This is a genomic window from [Clostridium] symbiosum (assembly GCA_036419695.1).
GTDB classification, from domain to species: domain Bacteria; phylum Bacillota; class Clostridia; order Lachnospirales; family Lachnospiraceae; genus Otoolea; species Otoolea symbiosa_A.
Window position 1 is genome coordinate 1,348,781 of sequence record CP143946.1, and the last position, 24,116, is coordinate 1,372,896.

At 48.4% G+C, this 24,116-nt stretch carries 21 protein-coding genes and 5 tRNA genes; 22 read left to right on the forward strand and 4 right to left on the reverse strand.

The annotated features are described in order from the left end of the window. Window positions 1–35 precede the first annotated feature (35 nt). From V3C10_06220 to V3C10_06235, 4 genes are all read left to right on the forward strand, one after another. A tRNA-Arg gene (locus V3C10_06220) sits at window positions 36–109 on the forward strand. Window positions 110–141: 32 nt separating this feature from the next. Beyond that, a tRNA-His gene (locus V3C10_06225) sits at window positions 142–215 on the forward strand. A gap of 22 nt (window positions 216–237) precedes the next feature. Beyond that, window positions 238–309, forward strand: a tRNA-Gln gene (locus V3C10_06230). 7 nt (window positions 310–316) lie between these two features. Beyond that, window positions 317–389: transfer RNA gene (locus V3C10_06235), tRNA-Lys, on the forward strand. A gap of 273 nt (window positions 390–662) precedes the next feature. Here the strand turns inward: V3C10_06235 and V3C10_06240 are convergent. Then, complete coding sequence (locus V3C10_06240) at window positions 663–890, reverse strand: helix-turn-helix transcriptional regulator (GenBank protein ID WVP63412.1); 228 nt, start codon at window positions 888–890, stop codon at window positions 663–665. A gap of 131 nt (window positions 891–1,021) precedes the next feature. Between V3C10_06240 and V3C10_06245 the strand changes: the two genes are divergently transcribed. Next, the gene (locus V3C10_06245) at window positions 1,022–1,363 is read left to right on the forward strand and encodes a hypothetical protein (GenBank protein ID WVP63413.1); all 342 of its coding nucleotides are present in this window, start codon (window positions 1,022–1,024) and stop codon (window positions 1,361–1,363) included. Then, window positions 1,351–1,497: a hypothetical protein gene (locus V3C10_06250; GenBank protein WVP63414.1), complete on the forward strand. Its 147-nt coding sequence runs from the start codon at window positions 1,351–1,353 to the stop codon at window positions 1,495–1,497. The genes V3C10_06245 and V3C10_06250 overlap by 13 nt, the downstream gene beginning before the upstream one ends. Before the next feature lie 701 nt (window positions 1,498–2,198). Here V3C10_06250 and V3C10_06255 read toward each other — a convergent pair. Beyond that, window positions 2,199–3,149 (reverse strand): L-lactate dehydrogenase, encoded by a 951-nt coding sequence (locus V3C10_06255; protein ID WVP63415.1) that lies wholly within the window; start codon window positions 3,147–3,149, stop codon window positions 2,199–2,201. Between the two features lie 1,166 nt (window positions 3,150–4,315). Between V3C10_06255 and V3C10_06260 the strand changes: the two genes are divergently transcribed. The 11 genes from V3C10_06260 (at window position 4,316) to hgdB (ending at window position 16,546) form a co-directional block, all read left to right on the forward strand. Further along, on the forward strand, window positions 4,316–6,016 hold the full coding sequence (locus tag V3C10_06260) for a glutamine--tRNA ligase/YqeY domain fusion protein (protein ID WVP63416.1): 1,701 nt from the start codon (window positions 4,316–4,318) through the stop codon (window positions 6,014–6,016). Window positions 6,017–6,654: 638 nt separating this feature from the next. Continuing rightward, on the forward strand, window positions 6,655–6,942 hold the full coding sequence (locus V3C10_06265; protein WVP63417.1) for an OadG family protein: 288 nt from the start codon (window positions 6,655–6,657) through the stop codon (window positions 6,940–6,942). A gap of 46 nt (window positions 6,943–6,988) precedes the next feature. Next, the gene (locus tag V3C10_06270; GenBank protein WVP63418.1) at window positions 6,989–7,417 is read left to right on the forward strand and encodes a biotin/lipoyl-containing protein; all 429 of its coding nucleotides are present in this window, start codon (window positions 6,989–6,991) and stop codon (window positions 7,415–7,417) included. Between the two features lie 38 nt (window positions 7,418–7,455). Continuing rightward, entirely contained in the window at window positions 7,456–7,899 is a 444-nt protein-coding gene (locus V3C10_06275; protein WVP63419.1) for a biotin/lipoyl-containing protein, read from the forward strand. An 11-nt stretch (window positions 7,900–7,910) separates the two neighbouring features. Then, window positions 7,911–9,050: a sodium ion-translocating decarboxylase subunit beta gene (locus V3C10_06280; GenBank protein WVP63420.1), complete on the forward strand. Its 1,140-nt coding sequence runs from the start codon at window positions 7,911–7,913 to the stop codon at window positions 9,048–9,050. Window positions 9,051–9,149: 99 nt separating this feature from the next. Beyond that, window positions 9,150–10,112 carry a glutaconate CoA-transferase subunit A gene (gene gctA, locus V3C10_06285; protein ID WVP63421.1) on the forward strand — a complete coding sequence of 321 codons (963 nt, stop codon included), beginning with the start codon at window positions 9,150–9,152 and terminating at the stop codon, window positions 10,110–10,112. 2 nt (window positions 10,113–10,114) lie between these two features. After that, window positions 10,115–10,921: a glutaconate CoA-transferase subunit B gene (gctB, locus tag V3C10_06290; protein ID WVP63422.1), complete on the forward strand. Its 807-nt coding sequence runs from the start codon at window positions 10,115–10,117 to the stop codon at window positions 10,919–10,921. Window positions 10,922–11,016: 95 nt separating this feature from the next. Continuing rightward, window positions 11,017–12,783 carry a carboxyl transferase domain-containing protein gene (locus V3C10_06295; GenBank protein WVP63423.1) on the forward strand — a complete coding sequence of 589 codons (1,767 nt, stop codon included), beginning with the start codon at window positions 11,017–11,019 and terminating at the stop codon, window positions 12,781–12,783. A 339-nt stretch (window positions 12,784–13,122) separates the two neighbouring features. After that, the gene (gene hgdC / locus V3C10_06300; GenBank protein ID WVP63424.1) at window positions 13,123–13,929 is read left to right on the forward strand and encodes a (R)-2-hydroxyglutaryl-CoA dehydratase activase HgdC; all 807 of its coding nucleotides are present in this window, start codon (window positions 13,123–13,125) and stop codon (window positions 13,927–13,929) included. Window positions 13,930–13,950: 21 nt separating this feature from the next. Continuing rightward, window positions 13,951–15,390 carry a (R)-2-hydroxyglutaryl-CoA dehydratase subunit alpha gene (hgdA, locus tag V3C10_06305; GenBank protein WVP63425.1) on the forward strand — a complete coding sequence of 480 codons (1,440 nt, stop codon included), beginning with the start codon at window positions 13,951–13,953 and terminating at the stop codon, window positions 15,388–15,390. A gap of 4 nt (window positions 15,391–15,394) precedes the next feature. Next, window positions 15,395–16,546: a (R)-2-hydroxyglutaryl-CoA dehydratase subunit beta gene (hgdB, locus tag V3C10_06310; protein ID WVP63426.1), complete on the forward strand. Its 1,152-nt coding sequence runs from the start codon at window positions 15,395–15,397 to the stop codon at window positions 16,544–16,546. 506 nt (window positions 16,547–17,052) lie between these two features. Here the strand turns inward: hgdB and V3C10_06315 are convergent. Then, on the reverse strand, window positions 17,053–18,558 hold the full coding sequence (locus tag V3C10_06315; GenBank protein WVP63427.1) for a polysaccharide biosynthesis protein: 1,506 nt from the start codon (window positions 18,556–18,558) through the stop codon (window positions 17,053–17,055). 461 nt (window positions 18,559–19,019) lie between these two features. On the opposite strand from V3C10_06315, the gene nifS reads away from it, so the two are divergent. From nifS to V3C10_06340, 5 genes are all read left to right on the forward strand, one after another. Beyond that, window positions 19,020–20,213, forward strand: a complete 1,194-nt coding sequence (gene nifS, locus V3C10_06320) for a cysteine desulfurase NifS (GenBank protein ID WVP63428.1) — start codon at window positions 19,020–19,022, stop codon at window positions 20,211–20,213. A 111-nt stretch (window positions 20,214–20,324) separates the two neighbouring features. Further along, the gene (gene nifU, locus V3C10_06325) at window positions 20,325–20,762 is read left to right on the forward strand and encodes a Fe-S cluster assembly scaffold protein NifU (GenBank protein ID WVP63429.1); all 438 of its coding nucleotides are present in this window, start codon (window positions 20,325–20,327) and stop codon (window positions 20,760–20,762) included. A 3-nt stretch (window positions 20,763–20,765) separates the two neighbouring features. After that, window positions 20,766–21,845, forward strand: a complete 1,080-nt coding sequence (mnmA, locus tag V3C10_06330) for a tRNA 2-thiouridine(34) synthase MnmA (GenBank protein WVP63430.1) — start codon at window positions 20,766–20,768, stop codon at window positions 21,843–21,845. After that, a complete protein-coding gene (locus V3C10_06335) occupies window positions 21,842–23,080 on the forward strand; it encodes an N-acetylmuramoyl-L-alanine amidase (protein WVP63431.1) in 1,239 nt (412 codons plus the stop codon). The genes mnmA and V3C10_06335 overlap by 4 nt, the downstream gene beginning before the upstream one ends. A gap of 307 nt (window positions 23,081–23,387) precedes the next feature. Next, window positions 23,388–23,475: transfer RNA gene (locus V3C10_06340), tRNA-Ser, on the forward strand. Between the two features lie 362 nt (window positions 23,476–23,837). Here the strand turns inward: V3C10_06340 and V3C10_06345 are convergent. Beyond that, entirely contained in the window at window positions 23,838–23,990 is a 153-nt protein-coding gene (locus V3C10_06345) for a hypothetical protein (protein ID WVP63432.1), read from the reverse strand. Between the last annotated feature and the right edge of the window lie 126 nt (window positions 23,991–24,116).

Here is a 24,116-nt window from a genome sequence, read left to right on the forward strand (position 1 = left end):
TTGCCAAATGTTTGGCCAAGTCGCAAAGTGAATATGAGTCTGTAGCTCAGTTGGATAGAGCAACGGCCTTCTAAGCCGTGGGTCGGGGGTTCGAATCCCTTCAGGCTCGTCATCTGAACCAATTGGTTCAGATAACGTATGGTGGGTATAGCGCAGCTGGTTAGCGCGCCAGATTGTGGCTCTGGAGGCCAAGGGTTCGAATCCCTTTATCCACCTTCCCTTTTTGGGGTTCGCTGATGGGCTATCGCCAAGCGGTAAGGCACAGGACTTTGACTCCTGCATTCGTTGGTTCGAATCCAACTAGCCCAGTTATTATGGGGTATTAGCTCAGTCGGTAGAGCACTTGACTTTTAATCAAGTTGTCCGGGGTTCGAATCCCCGATGCCTCATGAATGAAATGAAGCGGAAAACCTTGTGGTTACAGGGTTTTCCGCTTTTTTGCCGTTTGTACTCTGTGGGCGATAAACATATCCCGGTACGGGGCGGATTTCATCTCATCCGACAGGCAGAGCCGGATATCCCGGATTATTCAATTACAGTTCTGTATAAGATTCCCTCATCCATCCAATAATTTAAGTTATATCATTTAAATAAAGCCGCGGGAACTCCGTACCGGGAAAAGGTAAAAACGGCGACAAAAAAAGAGGTCTGCAAAGTATAAGTCAGAAAACCTCTTTTTTAATATCGGACTCTTCTTTTTCAAATTTAATAACATCGGTGATATCGCAGTCATACGTATTACACAGGTCGTTCAAAGTATTCAGGGTAATGCTTCGGTTATGCTTCAAATTATCTAACATGCCTCTGCTCATATGATATTTATGGATTAAATCATATTGGCTGATTCTTTTTCTTTTAAGGGTATCCCAAAACGGCTCAAAAGTAATCATAGATGCACCTCGCTTTATTTAAGTGTACAAGTCAAAATCACTATTGAATATTGCCAAAACTTTGGGAATACATGTATAATGGATATAATATCAGTAAGTGGACAACGGTGAGGGGTATGGGAGGTAAAAATATGAATCAGGATTTTGAACGTTTTTTATCAAAACTGGAAACGGCAATGACGTGCAGAAAAAAGACAGTAGATACAAACCAATTTATCAAGTTTGAGTCTTTGTATAAAAAAACCCTGATTGAATTTGCGGCTCTGTGTGAGGCGTCAATCGAAACGAAATATGATGAGGATTCTGTCTCGGTTACAATTGTTGGAAAAACACTCGTAATCTCTGATTTTGACAGTGCTATGAAGGAAATAATTATGGACAGAAATACAGTTATTCATTTCGGTGTGGACGAGAAGAAAAAGGACAGCGTTATGATGAATTTGTGGTTCAGATGCTGGATGTGGGAGGAGTAAAGGAAGAACAGAGCTGCGGTTCCACGGCGTTTATGGCGGTGGCTGCCGCCATAAACGTTCCGGACAGCTATCCAATGTCCGGCTGCCGTGAAGACGGCAAAAAGAGGCGGGAATACGGTTATTGGGGGCGCTGATAATATTTTGCAATAACAGGCCGGTACACAGGGGATGGTTATTATATGTGGAAAACTGGAAAATATTCAGTTGACACAGATAGGATAATATGATAAACTCTCAAATGGTTAGTCTTAACTAACAAATAGGGATGATAATAAAGAAGCATGGAGATAAAAATGAGTGAAAAAAGTCTTAATTTCTGGAAGGAAATATTTTTTTACATAATAAGTTAGTTAAAACTAACTATATGCTTGCTATTTGAGACTGCTGTTTGTCCGCCGGTTATTTTTCGTCAGTTTAACACCGGAATCTCTTTACCGGCACCGATCGGGCTGTGATGCGGCAGTAGGTACAGGATTCATAATTACAGAGAAAGGAAGAAAGTAAGAATCATGGACAGAAATTTTGAAAAGATGCTTGTTGAACAGTGTGCCCCAACTTTGGCGGGAATCAAGCCGGCCAATCTGTTCCGTTTTTCCGGTGGCGGGAAGGAGCCAAAGCAGCCGGAGCGGTTCTGGCTAATGGGGCGCCGGACGATACGGCCGCGGAAGCGTGCAGGGCCCTCGGAGCTGCGCTTGTCCAATAAGGGGCTTATAAAACGAAACGGCGTCAGTCTCACTGTTGAAAGGAAGGTGAGACTGACGCCGTTTCGTTTTATGGGGGAGAGAGTGTGCCTATATTGGGAGGTTGTAAGCCGAAAGGAGAGGAAGCGTCTCAACTACATCTCCAACTCCTCATAACTCCTCCGAAGAATCTGGCAGGACTGCTCCATCTTTTCTTTTTCCTCATCGCTGAGGGAGAGAGGCAGAACTCTTTGAATGCCATTCTGGTTAATTATGCATGGTACGCCCGTGAAAATTCCGGACTGTCCGTATTCTCCCCTCAGCATGGCCGATACGGTGAGAACGCTGTGTTCGTTGCCGAGAATGGCTTTGGTGATTCGTGTCAGGGCCATCCCGATGCCGTAATAGGTCGCATTTTTAGCCTCAATAATTTTATAGGCGGCTGTGCGGACCTCTTCGGAGATCTGCTCAAGTTCCTGGGAGCAGATGGAGCCGTGGGATTCCTCGCAAAGTTCTGGAATGGATTTTGTGGCTACCATGGCCTGGCTCCAGGGAACGAATTCCGTATCCCCGTGTTCGCCCATTACGTATGCGTGGATATTGCGGGGATCCACTTTCAGATAGTCGCCCAGCAGATAGCGCAGCCTGGCCGTATCAAGGGCGGTTCCGGTGCCAAGGACTCTTCTCGGATTAAATCCGGAGAGGGTGCATGTGATTCTTGTCATGATATCAACCGGGTTGGTGGCAACGAGAAAAATGCCGTTGAAACCGGATGAGGTGACAGGTTCGATGATGGATTTAAAAACCTCAGTGTTACGCTTTAAAAGGTTTAAGCGGCTTTCTCCCGGCTTCTGGGCCACTCCGGCGCAGATTACGGCGATGTCGGCATCGGTACAGTCATCATAACCGCCGGCATAAATCTTCATGTTAGAGCCGGAAAATGCAAGCCCGTGGTTTAAGTCCATGGCCTCACCGATGGCTCTCTCTTTATTGACGTCAATTAAAACAAGCTCGTCGCAGACGTTCTGGTTCAGCAGTGCATAGGCATAGCTCATCCCGACCATTCCTGTTCCGATAAGCGCAACCTTACGTTTGTCAGTTCTCATATTGGCCTCCTTTAGCTGGTGAAAAAACGATTTATTAGTTATAGATACCCATAAATACGGTTATTTATTCTTATAAAAAGTTAGTAATTACTAACCTTAATATGGAATATTGTATTCTGTTTTTGGGAAAAATGCAAGTATAAATGAGGATTTAACTGAGGAATGAGAACGCCGCCGTTAGGTCGGGGGGCGGGATGGTGAGAGGGAGGTTGTGAGTCTTCAGTCCCGGGGCATAACCTTCCCGTGGGGAATCCGGGCAGAAAAAGTTCCTGCGGGAAACGCTTGCGCTCTTTGGAGTACATAGCAGTACTAAGGCGTCTGAGAAACGCCGCCTAAGTACTGATGAACTCCCAGGTTCCCTGCGGAATCTTTTTCTCCCGGCTTCCCCACGGGAAGGTTATGCCCCGGGACTGAAGACGCGAAGGTTTTCGCCATCCCGAATCCCGGCCTGCGGCCGCTGAATTGTTCTTATTCCTTCAAAGGGGGGAGGAGGAGCGTCGCAACCACTATGTTCCTACGAATGCTTCAAAATATCTGCTATCCGGTCTCTGACTGGTTTGGTGAGATACCGTCAGACCGTAAAAGTATCGCAGCTTCGTAGTGGCCGCGACAGGGTCCTCCCCATTTAAGGTTAGAGACAATCAGCGTCCGGAGCGGACTATGTCCGGTGCCGCGAAAAACCTCCGCCTGAGTCTTTTGTCTCCGGCGATAACCTGCCGGGGGAAGGAGGCGGAATCAATTGTGCAGGGGATATGGGAGTCCGCCGGTACCTGGCGACACATTGAGCACTTAGCGAGGTCTCTTCGAGCCTGGCACCGCTGCGCACTCCAAAAAGCGCGAGCGGTCCCCGTAACAATTCATTCCGGCCGGATTCCCCTCTCACGACAACCTCCAATCGGGGACAAAAGACTCAGCCAGCCCCCTCACCACACCGGACATGGTCCGTTCCGGACGCGCCCTCCTCACCTCAGTTAAATCCTTATTTACAAAGTTTTTGTGGAATACTGCTTTTCCAATGTAACAAAATGTGATATGATATTAGGAAATATTTGCTCTAAACAGAATAGATTGTGCAAAGCGGCGATAAGATGGGCGCAGCGGCCCGGCTGAAGCGGCACACAAAAGGGTTCTATACTATAGAGAAGCAGTAAACGGAGGGAATGCTTATGGAAGAGAATAAGAATGTAACAGCTGAAGCGGGAGATAAGGAAGAGGCCGTGTCAAAGAACTTTATCGAGCGTGAGATTGATAAGGATCTGGCCGAGGGTGTCTACAACCATGTCCAGACAAGATTCCCACCGGAACCGAACGGATATCTCCATATCGGCCATGCCAAGTCCATTATTTTAAATTCCGGACTGGCTGCGGAATACAACGGTAAATTCAACCTGCGTTTTGACGATACCAACCCGACGAAAGAGAAGACGGAATTCGTGGAGTCCATTATCGAAGATGTGAAGTGGCTGGGAGCCGATTTTGAGGACAGGCTGTTCTTTGCTTCCGATTATTTTCAGACCATGTACGACTGCGCGGTTCTTCTTATTAAAAAAGGCAAGGCATTTGTCTGCGATTTGACGGCCGATCAGATCCGCGAATACAGAGGAGATTTTAACAACCCCGGTAAGGAGAGTCCATACCGCAACCGCAGCGTGGAGGAGAACCTGGAGTTGTTTGAGAATATGAAGAACGGCGTCTACAAGGACGGTGAGAAGGTCCTGAGGGCCAAGATCGATATGGCATCCCCGAATATCAATATGAGGGATCCGGTTATCTACCGGGTTGCCCATATGAGCCATCACAATACGGGCGATAAGTGGTGCATCTATCCGATGTACGATTTTGCCCATCCGATTGAGGATGCAATCGAGCATATAACGCACTCTATCTGTACCCTGGAATTTGAGGATCACCGCCCTCTGTACGACTGGGTTGTGAGAGAATGTGAATTTGAGAACCCGCCGCGCCAGATTGAGTTTGCCAAGATGTACCTGACCAACGTGGTCACCGGTAAGAGATATATTAAAAAGCTGGTGGAGGATGGAGTGGTAGACGGCTGGGATGATCCGCGCCTTGTCACGATTGCTGCGCTCAGAAGAAGAGGGTATACTCCTCAGTCCCTGCGCAAGTTCGTAGAACTGGCCGGTGTATCCAAGGCGGATAATTCCATCGACAGCGCCATGCTGGAGTACTGCCTGCGTGAGGACCTGAAATTATCGAGGGCCAGGGTAATGGCTATATTGGATCCTATTAAGCTGGTGATTGACAACTATCCGGAAGGACAGATAGAAGAACTGGAGGCGCCGAATAACCTGGAGAATGAATCCCTGGGATCCAGAAAGCTTCCTTTCAGCCGTGAACTTTATATAGAAAGAGAAGACTTCATGGAGGAGCCGCCGAAGAAGTATTTCCGCCTGTTCCCGGGCAACGAAGTGCGTCTGATGAATGCATATTTTGTGACATGTACCGGCTGCGAGAAGGATGAGAACGGCAATGTGACAGTAGTTCACTGTACCTATGATCCGGAGACAAAGAGCGGATCCGGATTCAATGCAAGGAAGGTGAAAGGCACTATCCACTGGGTGGCAGCGCCAACGGCGTTAAAAGCGGAATGCCGCCTCTATGAGAACCTGATCGATGAGGAGAAAGGCAAACTCAATGCGGATGGAACACTGAACCTGAATCCGAATTCTCTTACCATCTTAAAGGAATGCTATGTGGAGCCGGGCCTGAAAGAGGCAAAGGCATTTGACAGCTTTCAGTTTGTAAGAAACGGATACTTCTGTGTGGACTGCAAAGACAGCGCTCCTGGAGCACCGGTATTTAACCGCATCGTTTCTCTGAAGAGCTCGTTCAAGATTACCAAATAAATACGCCGGAATGATTAGCACATTAAAAAGGTGATATAATTATAATAGGAAGAAAGAGGGTGCCTGACACTCTCTTTTTCTTTTGCAGGAAAGTTTCATGCCATGCGGCTGTGTCCGGCGCGAGAATCCGGTGAGCCTGAAAATGGGAGAATGCCGCCTCTTGAAAGTGTACAGAAAATTACAGGAAAGATCACTATTGTTAAGAAAACGAAAAAGAAATATATGAATTTCGGAATAAAGCTGAAGAGTCTTTGAATTGTAGAAAGAGGGCGAAGAATAATGAAAATAAACATGTAAAATGGTGTCGCAAAATGTCGGTAAACCTTGATTTTATAAGAGGTTTTACCCAATTGAAGAAAGCATTTTTTGTGCATATTTTATGAAACCCCCGGTTGACATTCAGGGGGGTTACTGTTATAATTTAGCCATAGTGAGCTTGTGAAAATTAAAAGCATAAGCAAGTTTCACAAAGGGCTAAAAAGCCTTTATATTTTTTAAGCTTTTAAAAATGGAATGCATTCCACGATGTGGAATATTGTGAGGCGATATTTTGATAATATAATTTTTCACAAAGGAGTGCGAAACGAATAAGAAAGGTCTCACATTGAGATCTGCTAAGAAGGAGGTGCAATGCACGTATGTGGACTGAATCAACAATGCCTTTTGGGCAGTCAGTCATCGTATCCCTGCTGGGACTTGCGGTAGTGTTTATTACTCTCGTTACATTGGCTCTGGCAATCATCTTAATTTCTAAAATCCTGCGTACCATTATCAAGGACGGAGCGCAGAAGCCGGCAGCAGTAGCTGCTCCGGTTGTATCGGATGAAGCCGACAAAGAGACACTGGCGGTACTTATGGCTACGATTGGTATGGATCTTGAATTACCAGCCGAGCAGTTTAAGATTGTAAACGTGAAGGAACTCTGATAGTTACCAGGAATGGAAGGAAATCGAAAGGAAGGTTACAGCAGTTATGAAGTATACGGCTACCCTCAATGGAAAACAGTATGAAGTAGAACTTGAAAGAGTTGGCGAATATGAGCCGATTCCAAGATATGGCGAGGCAGCGCCTGCACCGGCAGCTCCAATTGCAGCTCCCGCAGCAGCACCGGCTCCCGCAGCAGCAGCTCCGGCTCCTGCACCAGCCCCAGTGGCAGCGCCTGCACCAGCAGCAGCTCCTGCAGCAGGCGGCACAACAGTAGAAGCTCCAATGCCAGGTAAAGTACTTGACATCAAAGTAGCAGCAGGCCAGGCAGTTAAGTATGGCCAGGTTGTTATGACAATGGAAGCTATGAAGATGGAAACTGAAATCGTTGCACCGGCAGACGGTACGGTTTCACAGATTCTTGTGAAAGCAGGAGATGCTGTGGAGACCGGAACCGCAATGGTTGTTCTGAACTAATAGATTCACAAAAGCAATCGAAAGGATGTAAAAAGATTATGAAATATATTGCTACGATCAATGGCAAAAGATACGAAGTAGAAGTAGAGAGAATTGAAGAATACAAATCTCTGGACCGTAACGGTGTGGCAGCACCGAAGGCTCCGACACTGGCAAGCACGGCACCGGTACAGAGACCGGCGGCAGCACCTGCACCAGCAGCAGCTCCGGCTCCAGCACCAGCTCCTGTAGCAGCAGCACCAGCACCGGCGGCAGCACCTGCAGCAGGAAGCACAACAGTGGAGGCTCCAATGCCAGGTAAAGTTCTGGATGTAAAAGTAGCAGTTGGCCAGGCTGTTAAATATGGCACTGTAGTAGCTGTTATGGAAGCTATGAAGATGGAAACTGAAATTGTTGCACCGGCAGATGGCACAGTAAGCCAGATTCTTGTTAAGGCAGGGGATCCTGTAGATACTGGAGCTGCCATGGTTGTCCTTAACTAGGAGGTAGAGTAATGAACTTTTTTGAAATTATGAAGGAAATGCTTCTTCAGTCCGGTTTCGCAGCCCTGAGCTGGAAGAACCTGGTAATGTTTGCAATTTCCTTTGTCCTTTTATATTTTGCGATTAAAAAGCAGTATGAGCCGCTTCTTCTGCTTCCAATCGCATTCGGTATGTTTCTTGCAAACCTGCCGCTGGCAGATTTAATGAAAGAATCCGAGCCATGGTACACACAGGGTGTTCTGCGTATCATGTACGGCGGAGTTAAGTCCAGCTTATTCCCATGTCTCATCTTCCTCTGCGTAGGAGCGATGACGGACTTCGGACCATTGATTGCGAACCCAATCAGCTTACTGCTCGGTGCTGCGGCACAGTTCGGTATCTATATCGCATTCATGCTGGCTAACGCAACTGGCCTTTTCACCGTTGGTGAGGCAGCAGCTATCGGTATCATCGGAGGCGCTGACGGCCCTACCGCTATTTACATTGCCAACAACCTGGCACCGGATTTGGTTGCGCCGATTGCGGTTGCCGCCTATTCCTACATGGCCCTGATTCCTATGATTCAGCCGCCAATCATGAAACTGCTTACAACGAAGAAAGAGCGTTCCATCGTTATGAAACAGCTCCGTAAAGTAAGCAAAGTAGAGAAGGTAGTATTCCCGGTATTCGTAGTACTGTTCTGTTCTCTGCTTCTTCCGTCGGTAGCACCTCTTTTAGGTATGCTGATGCTTGGTAACCTGTTCCGTGAGTCCGGCGTCGTTGAGCGTCTTTCCGACACAGCACAGAACGCACTCTGCAACATCGTTACCATCATGCTTGGTACAACCGTAGGCGCTACGGCAAACGGAGATATCTTCCTCCGTGTACAGACAATCGCCATCATCGCCATGGGACTTATGGCATTCTGTTTCTCGACAGTGGGCGGCGTTCTGTTAGGCAAGATTCTCTGCCTGGTAACAGGTGGAAAAATCAATCCTCTTATCGGTTCCGCAGGTGTATCTGCCGTTCCTATGGCAGCCCGTGTATCTCAGACGGTTGGTTCCAAAGAGAACCCTACAAACTTCCTTCTGATGCATGCGATGGGACCAAACGTAGCTGGTGTTATCGGATCTGCGGTTGCAGCCGGTTTCTTCATGCTGATTTTTAAATAATTTTTGAGTTACTATTCACAGCCCTGCAATAGCAGCCCTGCGAACAGCAATAAATAATCTACGGTAGTTATAGAAAATTTTTATAAAGGAGGCTTTATTGTGAGTAATAAAGTGTGTACATTACAAGAGGCAGTTGCTAAGTATGTAGAAGACGGCGATTCGATCTCCTTCGGTGGTTTCACAACCAATAAAAAACCGATGGCTGCAGTGCGCGAGATTCTTCGCCAGGGCAAAAAAGATTTTATCGCATGGGCTGGTCCTGCCGGCTCTGACTGGGATATGTTAATTGGTGAGGATCGCGTTAAGGCATATATCAACTGCTATACCGCCGATTCAGGTGTTACCAACGTTTCCCGTCGTTTCCGTAAGAAAATTGAAGCGGGAGAACTGATTTACGAGGATTACTCCCAGGATGCCATCATGTTCATGCTTCATGCCGCTTCCTTAGGACTTCCTTTCTTACCAGTACGCTTTATGATCGGCTCCGGACTGGTAGATGAGTGGGGAATCAGCAAAGAAGTGCGTCAGACCATCGACAAGCTCTCTGATGACAAGTTCGTATATATGGAGAACCCATTCAAACCGGGTGAGAAGGTAGTAGCACTTCCTGTTCCGGAACTTGATACCGCCATCATCCATGTACAGAAAGCTTCACCGGACGGAACATGTATCCTTCTGGGTGATGAGTTCCATGATATTGATATCGTTGTAGCAGCTAAGAAAGTGATTGTTACCTGTGAAGAACTGGTTAGCAATGATGTAATCCGCAGAGATCCGACCCTGACCAAGATTCCTTGCTTTGCTGTAGACGCAGTTTGTGAAGTTCCTTACGGCGCATTCCCGACACAGTGCTACGGCTACTATGACTACGACAATGCTTTCCTGAAGGCATATGGTGCAGCCAGCAAGACGGAAGAAGATTTCAAGGCATTCTTAAACGAATACGTTTACGGTGTTAAGGATCAGGCGGAATTTCTTGAGAAGATCGGTGTGAACCGTCTCCTTAAATTAAAAGTATCTGATGGATATGGCTATTCTACAGATGTGAGCAAGGAGGATTAATCATGGCTGACTATACAAAATATACAAACAAAGAAATGCAGGCAATTACACTTGCCCAGCAGATCACAAATGATAATATTGCAATTGTAGGTACTGGACTTCCGTTAATCGGCGCATCCGTTGCAAAACGTTTATTTGCACCGAAATGCAACCTGATTGTTGAGAGCGGCCTGATGGACTGTTCCCCAATCGAGGTTCCGCGTTCCGTTGGTGACCTTCGTTTCATGGCACACTGCGGATGCCAGTGGCCGAATATCCGTTTCATCGGTTTTGAGGCGAATGAGTGGTTACATGACACAGACAGACTGATTGCCTTCATCGGCGGCGCCCAGATCGACCCTTACGGAAACGTAAACTCCACATGTATTGGTGATTACCATGCACCGAAGACACGTTTCACAGGTTCCGGCGGTGCAAACGCAATCGCAACCTTCTCCAACACAATCATCATGATTCAGCACGAGAAACGCCGTTTCATGCAGAAGATTGACTACGTTACAAGCCCAGGCTGGATCGATGGACCTGGCGGACGTGAGAGACTTGGTCTTCCGGGCAACCGCGGACCGCAGGCAGTTGTTACCGACCGCGGTATCCTCAAATTCGACGAGAAGACAAAGAGAATGTACCTTGCAGGCTACTACGAGACATCTTCACCGGAAGACGTTATCGAGAACACAGGATTCGATATCGACGTATCCAGAGCAGTGAAGCTGGAAGCTCCGTCACCGGATGTTATCCGCATGATCCGTGAAGAGATCGACCCGGGCCAGGCATTTATCCAGGTTCCGAAGGAAGAGCCGGCTAACTGATTTTAGTCTGAAATGTCTTACATACGTTGCTGCGGCCCAGGCTGCAGCAGCGGAATAACCATAGTTAAGTGATTAAAGAATAGGAGAATGAAGACATGAATATGTATTCCATGCCAGGATATTTCCAGAACATGCCTACAATTGGTAAAGAACTGGTTAATCCGAATCCGGAAAATGAGCAGGAAATCAAAGCTGTTGAGAGTGACATCCATGAGTCTATCAAAAAAGCCCTTGCAGCAGGCATCACTTCTGAAGAGAAGTTAAACGAGCGTGGACAGTTATCTGCTATGCAGCGTATCAACGCATTAATCGATGCTGGTACATGGTGCCCGTTAAACAGCCTTTTCAATCCTGAGAATAACAAATTTGGCACTACAAATATCGTTAACGGCCTTGGCCGCGTAGACGGAAAATGGGTTTATATCGTAGCTTCCGATAACAAGAAGATGGCTGGCGCATGGGTTCCGGGACAGGCAGAAAACCTGCTTCGTTGCTCTGATACCGCTAAAATGATGCATCTTCCATTGATTTACTTACTGAACTGCTCCGGTGTAGAATTCCCGAACCAGGATAAAGTATATCCAAACAGACGCGGAGGCGGTACGCCATTCTTCCGTAACTCTGAATTAAACCAGCTTGGTATTCCGGTAATCGTAGGTATCTACGGTACCAACCCTGCAGGCGGCGGATACCACAGCATTTCCCCGACAATCCTGATTGCTCATCAGGATGCCAACATGGCAGTCGGCGGAGCAGGCATCTTATCCGGTATGAATCCGAAGGGATATGTTGATGATGAAGCTGCAGAGCAGATCATCGCAGCCCAGATCGAGAACAGCAAGCTGAAAGTTCCGGCTCCTGGTTCCGTTCCGATCCACTATGATGAGACAGGCTTCTTCCGTGAAGTATACCAGAACGACTTAGGCGTAATCGAGGGTATCAAGAAATACATCAGCTACCTTCCTGCTTACAACCTTGAGTTCTTCCGTGTAGACACACCAAAGGCTCCTCAGCTTCCTGCAGAAGACCTTTACAGCATCATCCCGATGAACCAGAAACGTCCATACGATATGTATGAAGTAATCGCACGTCTCTTCGACAACAGTGAATTCTCCGAATTCAAGAAGGGTTACGGCCCGGAGATGATTACCGGTCTGGCTAAGGTTAACGGTCTGTTAGTAGGTGTTGTAGCCAACGCACAGGGCCTTCTGATGAACTATCCGGAGTACAAACAGAACTCCGTAGGTATCGGCGGAAAATTATACCGTCAGGGTCTTATCAAGATGAACGAGTTCGTTACTCTTTGTGCCCGTGACAGAATCCCGTTAATCTGGTTACAGGATACAACCGGTATCGATGTAGGCGATGAGGCTGAGAAAGCTGAGCTTCTTGGTTTAGGACAGTCCCTGATCTACTCCATCGAGAACTCCAAACTGCCGTCCTTAGAGATCACAATCCGTAAGGCCAGCGCTGCTGCCCACTACGTACTTGGCGGACCTCAGGGTAACAACACCAACGTATTCTCCATTGGTACAGGCGCTTGTGAGTACTATGTAATGCCAGGTGAGACAGCTGCCAACGCTATGTACTCCAGAAAACTGGTTAAAGCGAAAAAAGCCGGTGAAGATTTAACTCCAATCATCGGAAAGATGAACGACATGATTCAGATGTACACAGACAAGTCCCGTCCTAAATACTGTACAGAAAAAGGTATGGTAGACGAGGTTGTCGACATGACTGAGATGCGTCCGTACATCCAGGCATTTACTGAGGCTGCTTATCAGAACCCACAGTCTATCTGCCCGATGCATCAGATGCTCACACCAAGATCCGTCCGTGAATTTCAGACCTTCGGTAAATAATTAATTTGTATCTAAAAACAAAGTGAATGTATAAGTGAAAACGCTGCGTGCATAAAACAATTGATAGTTGATAGTAAGATAGTAAGATAGTAAAAAAGTCTGAGACTTTTCAGATAAATCGGGCAAGGGCTGCTGGAACCTTTGCTCGATTTATCTGTATCCCCGGGCGGATAAAGGTTTTTTTATAACTGTCTTATCAATTATTTTATAGCGTTTTGTGTATTTTCCAGCGACTTTTAGCACGTTTTGTGGTATCATGGACTCGTAAGCGGTGTGCCTGGATATGCCGGAACGCCGTGTAATAAGAACTTTTTAGCCTAATGAAAGGAAATAGATACAATGAGCGCAATTTATACTTTAGGTATCGACGTCGGCTCCACAGCCTCCAAATGCATCATTTTAAAAGACGGCAAGGACATTGTGGCAAAATCATTGATTGATGTCGGCGCAGGTACCAGCGGACCGCAGCGCGCGATTGAGGCCGTGCTCGATGATATAGGCATGAAAAAGGAAGATATGGCTTACACACTGGCAACAGGCTATGGCCGTACCTCTCTGATGGACGGTATTGCCGACAAGCAGATGAGCGAGCTTTCATGTCATGCCAAAGGAGCTTCCTTTCTGTTTCCAAATGTCCACACAGTCATCGATATCGGAGGACAGGATGTCAAAGTCCTGCACATTGACAATGGTGCAATGACCAATTTCCAGATGAATGACAAGTGTGCGGCCGGAACGGGACGGTTCCTGGATGTTATGGCGCGCGTTTTGGAAGTAAAGGTAGCAGATCTGGGCAGGCTCGGCGCAATGTCCCAGAAGAAGGTGGGAATCAGTTCCACCTGTACCGTTTTTGCCGAGAGTGAGGTTATAAGCCAGCTGGCGATGGGAACCGACAAATGCGATATTATTGCCGGAATTCACCGCTCGGTGGCTCATCGTGTCACGGGGCTCGCCCACCGCATCGGTGTGGTGCCGGATGTTGTTATGACCGGCGGCGTTGCTCAGAACCTGGGAGTTGTTCAGGCACTTCAGGATGAGCTTGGATGTCCGATTAAGATTTCCCCGCTGACACAGTATAATGGTGCGCTTGGCGCCGCTCTGCTTGCATGGCAGGCTGCCAGCCGCCGCAGTAGCAGTAATTCATAGAAAGAATGGAGGATAATTATTATGGCAAAACAAGTTAGTCCTGGCGTTCTCGCACTTCGTAAGGTCGTTGATGACGTCCACAAAGATGCACGCGAGGCCAAAGCAAGAGGCGAGTTAGTTGGCTGGTCCTCATCCAAGTTCCCATGTGAGCTTGCAGCAGCATTTGATCTGAATGTTATGTATCCGGAGAACCAGGCTGCTGGTATCGCTGCAAACCGTTACGGTGAGTTAATGTGTCAGGCAGCCGAAGATTTGGGCTATGACAACGATATCTGTGGATATGCCCGCATCAGCCTTGCTTACGCAAAGGGTGTCCGCGTATCCCGTAAGTACGATCCTGAGACAGGAGAGTACATTATTGATCCGGCAACCGGAAAACCATTAAAGGACGCTGACGGTAATGTAGTAATCGACGAAGCAACCGGAAAACCGAAAAAAGATCCGAAAACTCAGACACCGTATCTTGTGCTTGATAACCTGCTTGAGATCGAGGCTCTTCCGGATGGTCCGGAGAAAGAGCGCCGTCTGGAGGCTATTTCCCCAATCCGTCAGATGCGCATTCCTCAGCCTGATTTTGTCCTCTGCTGTAACAATATCTGTAACTGTATGACGAAATGGTATGAGAATATTGCCCGTATGTGCAACATTCCTCTGATCATGATTGATATTCCGTACAATAACACAGTAGAGGTTCATGACGACAATGTAAAATACGTTCGTGCCCAGTTTGATAAGGCAATCAAGCAGTTGGAAGAACTGACCGGCAGGAAATTTGACGAGAAGAAGTTTGAGCAGGCATGTGCAAACGCAAACCGTACTGCCCAGGCATGGTTAAAAGTTTGTGATTACCTTCAGTATAAACCGGCTCCATACAGCGGTTTCGACCTGTTTAACCACATGGCCGACGTTGTTACCGCACGTGCAAGAGTGGAAGCTGCTGAAGCATTTGAACTTCTTGCAAGAGACCTGGAAGAGACCGTTAAGAAGGGTGAGACAACGACTCCGTTCCCGGAGAAATACCGTGTTATGTTCGAGGGTATCCCATGCTGGCCAAAACTTCCGGCTCTGTTTAAACCACTGAAAGAGCATGGAGTAAACGTAACAGCCGTTGTTTATGCACCTGCATTCGGTTTCGTTTACAATAACATCGATGAGATGGCCCGTGCTTACTATAAAGCTCCGAACTCTGTCTGCATTGAGCAGGGTGTTGACTGGCGTGAGGGTATCTGCCGTGATAATAAGGTAGACGGCGTTCTCGTTCACTACAACAGAAGCTGTAAACCGTGGAGCGGTTATATGGCTGAAATGCAGCGCCGCTTTACCGACGATCTGGGCGTTCCATGCGCAGGCTTCGACGGTGACCAGGCTGACCCGCGTAACTTCAATGCCGCTCAGTACGAGACTCGTGTACAGGGTCTTGTAGAGGCGATGGAAGCAAACAAGCAGGCAAAGGAGGTATAATCAGATGAGTGTTAACGCATTATTAGACGAATTTAAAGTTAAGGCTGCCACTCCGAAACAGCAGCTTGCAGAATACAAAGCACAGGGTAAAAAAGTGATCGGTGTTCTGCCATATTATGCTCCGGAAGAATTAGTTTATGCCGCAGGTATGGTACCGATGGGAATCTGGGGCTCCAATAACAAGACCATCAGCCGTGCAAAAGAATACTGTGCAACATTCTACTGCACCATCGCCCAGCTTGCGCTTGAGATGCTGTTGGACGGCACAATGGACGACCTGGACGGAATTATCACGCCAACCATCTGTGATACCCTGCGTCCTATGAGCCAGAACTTCCGTGTTTCCATGGGAGAGAAGATGGCAGTTATCTTCCTGGCACATCCACAGAACCGTTTTGAAGACTTCGGTCTTCAGTTCTGTGTCGATCAGTACAGACACGTTAAAGAAGAGCTTGAGAAAGTATCCGGCAAAGAGATTACCAATGAGGCAATCCAGGATGCAATCAAAGTTTACAATAAGAGCCGTGCCGCCCGCCGTAAATTCGTAGAGCTGGCAAGCGCTCACTGCGATGTAGTTACACCTACCAAGCGTTCCGCTGTATTAAAGGCATTCTTCTTCATGGAGAAACCGGAATACATAGCTAAGCTTGAGGAACTGAACGCAGAACTTGAGAAACTTCCAGTCTGTGACTGGCAGGGCACCAAGGTTGTTACTTCCGGTATCATCTGTGACAACCCGAAGCTGCTTGAAATCTTTGAAGAGAACAATATTGCTATCGCTGCAGACGACGTTGCCCACGAGAGCCGTGCATTCCGCACAGACGCTCCGGAGGACGAGGCCGACGCTCTGATGGCGCTGGCAAAACAGTTTGCCAACGTGGATTACGAAGTTCTTCTGTATGATGCAGAGTCTTCCAAGAACCGCCGTGGTGAGTTTATTGCCAACATGGTAAAAGAAAGCGGAGCTCAGGGTCTGGTACTGTTTATGCAGCAGTTCTGTGATCCGGAGGAGATGGAGTATCCATACCTTAAGAAAGCTCTGATGGATGCAGATATCCCGCACATCAAGCTGGGTATCGATCAGCAGATGCGTGACTTCGGTCAGGCAAGCACTGCTATCCAGGCATTTGCAGATGTTCTGGAAATGAGAAAGTAATTTAGCGGATGAAAATCCGGGGAATAGAGGGCGCTCCTGTAAAAGGGGGCGCCTTTTTCTGTGGGGGGAGAAATGAGGATGCGGAGGGTAGGTCCGGGATGGGGAGTGGGAGAGTGTGAGTCTTCGGTCCCGGGATGTAGGCTGCTGCAGGCGGGGAATCCGGGCAGAAAAAGTTCCTGCGGGAAACGCTTGCGCTCTTTGGAGTACATAATGGTACTAACCTCGAAAAGACCTCGGTAAGTACCAATGGACTCCCAGGTTCCCTTCGGAATCTTTTTCTCCCGGATTCCCCGCCGGGAAGGTTTTGACGGGACCGAAGACGCACAGTGTTTTGCCCATCCCGGACCGAAGGCGCCGCTATGTTTCCTATTTCTTTGAAAAAGCGGGGATTGTTGATATTTCCCGAAGCGGCTTTTTCTTTTTTTAATGCAGATAAAAGATTCGCATTGTGAGTTTCATATGGCCGACATTGGCGGCCTGTGTAAAGCGTATAGACATCGACGGTATTACCGGTTCTTCTTATGCAGTAAAAGCAGCCCTCCCCCATACAGCACACAGAGAATCAGCGCCTTCACCACGATAAACAGGAATTCGGCGGGAAGCGCCTGGCGGAGCGTTTCCAGGGACGGTGTGGCGGCATACAGTATCCCGATGGAAACCAGAAGACAGAGCGTCGGTTTTACAATCATGGTACCTGCATTCAGGCGCACGGGCACCTGGCCGGCCAGGGTGTGGATGTGCAGCCCCGCGAGGATCAGTTCGCTGACGAGGAGTCCCACCAGATAAGCATGGATTCCGTATAAGGGGATGCAGAACACGACGACGGCCAGTGTAATCAGCATGGAGACGGCATTGTGAAGAAAGATGGTGGACGTCTTTCCAAGGCCGTTTAAGATGCTTCCCATGGTCGTGGAGAGGTACATAAAAGGGCAGAGCCAGGCCAGTATCGTGATAAAGGTTCCGGCATCTTCATTGTGGTAGACACTGATTCCAAGGCCGTCGCCAAAGAGTGTGAAGATGCCGATACAGAGGATGCCCATGTAGAGGCTGTAGCGGAGGGCCATGGCGATGGTCCGTTCAATCTTGCGTTCATTGCCTTCGGCCTGCGCCTCCGATACGGTAGGCAGAAGGACTACCGCCAGGGAGTTGGTGATGGCCGACGGGAAGAAGATAAAGGGCAGCGCCATGCCGGTCAGGACGCCGTATGTACTCAGGGCCTCGGCATTGGTAAGGCCGAATTCCAGCAGCTTATTCGGGACAAAGATAGCCTCCAGGCTCTGCAGGCAGTTGAGGATCAGCCGGTTGCCCATCAGGGGCAGGGCCATGGCCATCAGGGGAGCCGCCAGGGAGAAAAAGCTGTAAGAAGGCCGCCCCGGATTTCCGCTCTTTTTATCTTCCATCGTAAAGGAATATACAAGGAAACTGAAAACAGCGGATGCCGCTTCACCGATCAGCATACCCCAGACAGCCAGGGACACGGAGATTTCCTTACCGTTTGTTGCCGCCACACTGGCAATCAGGAAGACGGCGCCAATGCGTATAAACTGCTCCAGAAGCTGCGAGAGCGCCGGAACGGCCGTTTTCTTCATGCCGTAGTAATAACCGCAGATACAGGCGTGGATGGCCGAGAACGGGATGGAAAGCGCCATCACGGGCAGGAGAGGCGCACACTGGGGTTCCAGAAGGACGCGCTCGGCCAGAAACGGGGCGGTAAGGCGGATTCCAAACATCAGGATGACGGAAATCGTCAGTGAGATGGCCAGCCCGGCGCGGAAGGTGCTCCGGCCTTTCTCTGCGTTGGCCGCGGCCAGACGTGAGATAGAGGTCTGGATCGGACCCGCGCAGAGGGCAAATGCAATACCGTGGATGGGAAATATCATCTGATAAATGCCCAGACCTTCCGCGCCGATCGTCCGGGACAGGAATATACGATAGAAGAAACCGAGGATCCGGCTCAGGAATCCGGCGGCTGTGAGCAGCAGAGTTCCGGTGATAAGTGGATTTTTTTTCATATGGACTCCGGAAAAAGTGACTTATTATTATATATATTTTGCAGGAGGAGAATTATTCGTTGGTGTTCACAGGTAACATTCCGCGAGGTGTTTTCGCGCGCATTTTGTGTGAAAATCCCGGGTTATACGGCGCGGAACGGCACATTTTGCCGTTGCTGTGCATCGTGCCGGCCCGTACCGTCCGGCGCAGGAAATTCATATATTTTCCGGATGCAGAGGGAAAATGAGGATAATAAAGGATCGGTCAGGGAAACATAGAAACGGTGAGTAAAGGCACTGATTGTAACCCGTTTTCATACAATAATATATGCCATCGGGCACTTTTTGGAGGTAAAATATTATTTTTTTATAAATTAGTAATCATTCCTACTTGTATTTTCTGGATTTTACTATATAATAAGAAGCGTAGATGAAGCTTTTACCTTTATTACTACAAATAAGAAGAAAGGCGGATTTTTATTATGAAACAGATTATTTATCTGGACAATGCAGCTACAACGAAGACGAGACCGGAGGTTGTAGAAGCGATGCTTCCGTATTTTACGGAATTTTACGGAAACCCATCCTCCGTATATGATTTTTCTGCAGAGCCTAAGAAGGCGATTGCGGATGCGAGGGAGACGATTGCCGGAGCGCTCGGCGCAAAGGCGAATGAGATTTACTTTACAAACGGCGGTACCGAGTCGGACAACTGGGCGCTCATTGCTACGGCAGAGGCCTATCAGGCGAAGGGAAACCATATTATTACTACTAAAATCGAACACCATGCGATTCTCCACACCTGCGAATATCTGGAAAGCCGCGGTTTTGAAGTGACTTACCTGGATGTGGATGAGTTTGGTGTTGTGAAATTAGATGATCTGAAGAAAGCGATCCGTCCTGAGACGATCCTGATTTCAGTTATGTTTGCCAATAATGAGATTGGAACAATCCAGCCAATCAAAGAAATCGGCGCGATTGCGAAGGAACACGGAATTCTGTTCCATACCGATGCGGTACAGGCATTTGGCCATGTTCCGATCAACGTGGATGAATGCCATATCGACATGTTAAGCTCCAGCGCCCATAAATTAAACGGACCGAGAGGCGTCGGTTTCCTGTATATCCGTACCGGAGTGAAGGCAAAGGCCTTTATCCACGGCGGAGCCCAGGAGAGAAAACGCCGCGGCGGCACAGAGAACACCCCGGGAATCGTGGGATTCGGCAAAGCGGTGGAGATTGCCATGGCCACGATGAAGGAGAGGACGGAGAAGGAGAGAGCTCTCAGGGATCACCTGATCGAGCGCGTGATGAAGGAAGTACCCTTTGTGCGCCTGAACGGCCATCCGTCCAAACGTCTTTCAAATAACACCAACTTTGCATTCCAGTTTATCGAGGGCGAATCCCTGCTGATTATGCTGGACATGGACGGCATCTGCGGCTCCAGCGGTTCCGCCTGCACATCGGGCTCCCTGGATCCTTCACACGTGCTTCTGGCAATCGGCCTTCCTCATGAGATTGCCCATGGTTCACTCCGTCTGACCCTGAATGACGAGATCACGATGGAACAGATTGATTTTACCGTGGAGAGCATCAAGAAAATTGTGGAGCGTTTAAGATCCATGTCTCCATTATATGAGGACTACATGAAGAGACAGGCAGTGGCGCACGCGTAATGATTTTTTTATCCGCGGACCGTTGGAATTCAGGCAAAACCGCGGATAGAAACATAACAGGCGCCGCCACATGCATAAAATTTGAGATACGGGCTGAAAGGAGCAAAATACATGTATTCAGAAAAGGTAATGGATCATTTCCAGAATCCGAGAAACGTCGGAGAGATAGAGAATGCAAGCGGAATGGGAACTGTCGGCAACGCGAAATGCGGTGATATCATGAGGATTTACCTCGATATCGACGACAATCAGATCATCCGCGACGTCAAATTTAAAACGTTCGGCTGCGGGGCCGCAGTGGCTACCAGCAGCATGGCGACAGAACTCGTAAAGGGCAAATCCATACAGGAGGCAATGCAAATTACCAACAAAGCTGTGATGGAAGCACTTGACGGATTGCCCCCAGTTAAGGTACACTGTTCTTTGTTAGCAGAAGAAGCGATCCATGCTGCACTCTGGGATTATTCGGAGAAGCATGGCATTAAAATAGAAGGACTGACTAAGCCAAAGACAGATATCGGTGAGGAAGAAGTCGAAGAAGAGTACTGATACATGGAAAAGAAAAAAGTGGTAGTCGGCATGTCCGGAGGAGTAGACTCCTCCGTGGCGGCCTGGCTTTTGAAAGAACAGGGATATGACGTAATCGGCGTTACGATGCAGATATGGCAGGATGAAGAGCCGGAGGTTCAGGAAGAGAACGGAGGCTGCTGCGGCCTGAGCGCCGTGGACGACGCCAGAAGAGTGGCGGAGCGGCTTGAGATTCCCTACTACGTCATGAATTTTAAAAGAGAATTTAAAGAGAATGTAATGGATTATTTCGTGCAGGAATATATCGAGGGGAAGACCCCCAATCCCTGCATTGCCTGCAACCGTTTTGTCAAATGGGAGTCGCTTCTGAAGAGAAGTATGGATATCGGGGCCGACTACATCGCCACCGGCCATTACGCCAGAATCGAGAAACTGGAGAACGGCCGCTTTGCCCTGCGCAAATCTGCGACGGCGGCGAAGGACCAGACCTACGCGCTTTACAATCTGACCCAGCATCAGCTTGCCCATACGCTCATGCCGGTTGGTGAATATACAAAAGATGAGATACGCGCAATTGCGGAGAAAATCGGGCTGACAGTAGCGAATAAGCCGGACAGCCAGGAGATTTGTTTCATTCCGGATCACGATTACGCCAAATTTATTGAAGAAAATACCGATTGCCATCTACCGGAAGGCAATTTTGTAGATAAAGACGGCAACATACTGGGCCGTCACCAGGGCATTACCCATTATACGGTCGGACAGAGGAAGGGACTGAACCTTGCCATGGGCCGTCCCGTATTTGTGACGGCAATCCGCCCGGAGACAAATGAAGTAGTAATAGGAGACAATGAAGACGTTTTTTCCAGAAGACTTACCTGCAGTAAGCTGAACTGGATGGCAGTGGACGGACTTCCCGGGGAGGGGATGAAAGTGACTGCCAAGATTCGTTACAGCCATAAGGGCGCACCCTGCATGATCCGAATGATTGGTGAGGATCTGGTGGAGTGCGTATTTGACGATCCACAGAGAGCTGCAACGCCGGGACAGGCCGTGGTGTTTTACGATGGGGAATACGTGGTCGGAGGAGGAACTATTTTATGATAAAATCAGCAGGACGCAGGGGGGCGGCAGTACTGCTTGGTCTATTCCTGATGGCTTCTTCCGTGGCGGGCTGCGGCGGCAAGTATGAACCGATTACTTTGCAGGCGCAGGAAACCCAGGCTTCGGAGGAGGAGAGTGGGCAGATTCCGGCCGGGAGCGGCACGGATGACGGCAATTCTCAGGATATGGCAGAAAAAGCAAATCAGGATCGGATGCTTGTGCTGGGGGATGCACAGGGCGAACAGGCGGCGGAAGAAGCCGACGGCGCCGCGGTGGCGGAGATGAGCTCGCTTGAGAATGAGCGTACGACCGCCAACGGTTTTACAGATGTGGACGAAACCGTTTTTGTGGTGGAGGATCACGTCAATCTTAGAAAGGGATGCGGAACGGAATTCAGTATCGTGACACAGCTTAAGACCGGCGACAGCATCAAAAGGACCGGTTACAGCGACGGATGGAGCAGAGTCATATATAAGGACACCACATGCTACGTGATGTCGGATTTCCTCTCCACGCAGGATCCTTCGGGAGAGAACGGGGAGAATGTGATGGCTCTTGAGAACCAGCCCGCTCCGGCCAGTGCCGACGGTTCGGCTGCCGTGAGCAACGGCCGCATTGTGGCGATTGATGCGGGACATCAGGCAAAGGGCAACAATGAAAAAGAACCAATCGGACCGGGGTCTTCCACGATGAAGGCCAAAGTGGCGTCCGGTGCGGAGGGAATCAGCACAAAGCTACCGGAATACAAGCTGACGCTGTCGGTGTCCAAGAAGCTTAAGAGGATTTTGGAGGAGCGCGGCTATCAAGTGGTTATGATCCGTGAGACCAACGATGTGAATCTGAGCAATGCGGAGAGGGCGGAGATCGCCAATCAGAGCGGAGCCTCCATCTTTGTCCGTGTCCATGCCAATTCCCTGGATAACAACAGTGTCCACGGAACGCTGGCCATGTGCCAGACATCGGGGAATCCTTACAACGGAAACCTTCATGACCAGAGCTATTCCCTTTCCAAGAAGATCACGGACTATGTCTGCGCCGCGACCGGTTTCAAGAACCGGGGCGTGCAGGAGACGGACAGTATGAGCGGCATAAACTGGTGTACTATCCCGGTGTCCATTGTAGAGATGGGATTCATGAGCAACCCGGAGGAAGACCAGAAGATGGCGCAGGAGGACTATCAGGAGCTGATAGCAGCTGGTATTGCCAATGGAATTGACGCTTATTTTGGACAGTAATGGAGTTGAAAATCCTTTAAAAGTTACTGTTCACACCGCCTTACGCTGTGAACAATAACACGCTTCGCGATGCATAGAAATGGCAAAGAACACCATTGATTGTAATGAAAAGTCCGCATCGCGCCGCAGAACTCGGGATTTTCACGAAAAGCACGTGAAAACACCTCACGGAATACATCCCGAGTGAACAGTAACCTTTAAAAAGACAACAGAAAAGACAGAACAAAAAAAGGATGACAAATTTCAAAATATCTAGTATAATATCAGAGGTGCAGTTGTCGGATAAGGCCGCTGCATCTTGTAATGTGGAGATGTACCCAAGTGGCTGAAGGGTCCGCACTCGAAATGCGGTAGGTCGGGTAACCGGCGCGAGGGTTCAAATCCCTCCATCTCCGTTTTATAACGGTAACCTGTCTGCGAAGAGAAGAGGTTATCGACATTCAAAAAAAGCTGCGTTGCAGTTCTGTGGATACAGAAGTGCGGCGCAGCTTTTTTTGTGGATAACTTTATGATTTACGTTAGATTTAACTTTATGTTTAATACTGTGAGATAAAAATATGACAAGATTCCGGAAAAAGAATGAATGGGAAAATATGGTCAATAATCTACTATATGGGATAAGACAGAATCAGCAGCAGCCCGCCCGGAAAAACAGGCAATGCCTCAGAATATCCGACGGCACTGCCTGCCCAATCAGATACCGGATACCGGAAAAAGTCTGGTTTATCAGATCTTTTCCGGTACCGGTGTCCGGGCGTCAGTTTTCACCTTCCGCCACGATCTCTTCTAATACTTTGATTAAATCAAAGATATTTTCCAACCGGACATTGCGTTCCAGAATCGAATTTTTCAAATCAACAGACAGCGATTCGAATTTTTCCTGGACTGCCGGAGCTACATAGGATGCCATATTATCACCTCATTGATAGGTTGTCACGTAAGAGATAAAAATATGCAGAAATATTGCAAATTATGGTTATTATTTACGGGAAGAATTGAATGATGTGTATTACTGTCTGCAGCATGGCGCTTTTTG

What these genes read in the sequence shown, in the direction of transcription:
- V3C10_06240 (WVP63412.1), bottom strand. Translation starts at nt 890, where the DNA reads ATGATTACTTTTGAGCCGTTTTGGGATACCCTTAAAAGAAAAAGAATC.
- V3C10_06245 (WVP63413.1), top strand. Translation starts at nt 1,022, where the DNA reads ATGAATCAGGATTTTGAACGTTTTTTATCAAAACTGGAAACGGCAATG.
- V3C10_06255 (WVP63415.1), bottom strand. Translation starts at nt 3,149, where the DNA reads ATGAGAACTGACAAACGTAAGGTTGCGCTTATCGGAACAGGAATGGTC.
- V3C10_06260 (WVP63416.1), top strand. Translation starts at nt 4,316, where the DNA reads ATGGAAGAGAATAAGAATGTAACAGCTGAAGCGGGAGATAAGGAAGAG.
- V3C10_06265 (WVP63417.1), top strand. Translation starts at nt 6,655, where the DNA reads ATGTGGACTGAATCAACAATGCCTTTTGGGCAGTCAGTCATCGTATCC.
- V3C10_06270 (WVP63418.1), top strand. Translation starts at nt 6,989, where the DNA reads ATGAAGTATACGGCTACCCTCAATGGAAAACAGTATGAAGTAGAACTT.
- V3C10_06275 (WVP63419.1), top strand. Translation starts at nt 7,456, where the DNA reads ATGAAATATATTGCTACGATCAATGGCAAAAGATACGAAGTAGAAGTA.
- V3C10_06280 (WVP63420.1), top strand. Translation starts at nt 7,911, where the DNA reads ATGAACTTTTTTGAAATTATGAAGGAAATGCTTCTTCAGTCCGGTTTC.
- gctB (WVP63422.1), top strand. Translation starts at nt 10,115, where the DNA reads ATGGCTGACTATACAAAATATACAAACAAAGAAATGCAGGCAATTACA.
- V3C10_06295 (WVP63423.1), top strand. Translation starts at nt 11,017, where the DNA reads ATGAATATGTATTCCATGCCAGGATATTTCCAGAACATGCCTACAATT.
- hgdC (WVP63424.1), top strand. Translation starts at nt 13,123, where the DNA reads ATGAGCGCAATTTATACTTTAGGTATCGACGTCGGCTCCACAGCCTCC.
- hgdA (WVP63425.1), top strand. Translation starts at nt 13,951, where the DNA reads ATGGCAAAACAAGTTAGTCCTGGCGTTCTCGCACTTCGTAAGGTCGTT.
- hgdB (WVP63426.1), top strand. Translation starts at nt 15,395, where the DNA reads ATGAGTGTTAACGCATTATTAGACGAATTTAAAGTTAAGGCTGCCACT.
- V3C10_06315 (WVP63427.1), bottom strand. Translation starts at nt 18,558, where the DNA reads ATGAAAAAAAATCCACTTATCACCGGAACTCTGCTGCTCACAGCCGCC.
- nifS (WVP63428.1), top strand. Translation starts at nt 19,020, where the DNA reads ATGAAACAGATTATTTATCTGGACAATGCAGCTACAACGAAGACGAGA.
- nifU (WVP63429.1), top strand. Translation starts at nt 20,325, where the DNA reads ATGTATTCAGAAAAGGTAATGGATCATTTCCAGAATCCGAGAAACGTC.
- mnmA (WVP63430.1), top strand. Translation starts at nt 20,766, where the DNA reads ATGGAAAAGAAAAAAGTGGTAGTCGGCATGTCCGGAGGAGTAGACTCC.
- V3C10_06335 (WVP63431.1), top strand. Translation starts at nt 21,842, where the DNA reads ATGATAAAATCAGCAGGACGCAGGGGGGCGGCAGTACTGCTTGGTCTA.
- V3C10_06345 (WVP63432.1), bottom strand. Translation starts at nt 23,990, where the DNA reads ATGGCATCCTATGTAGCTCCGGCAGTCCAGGAAAAATTCGAATCGCTG.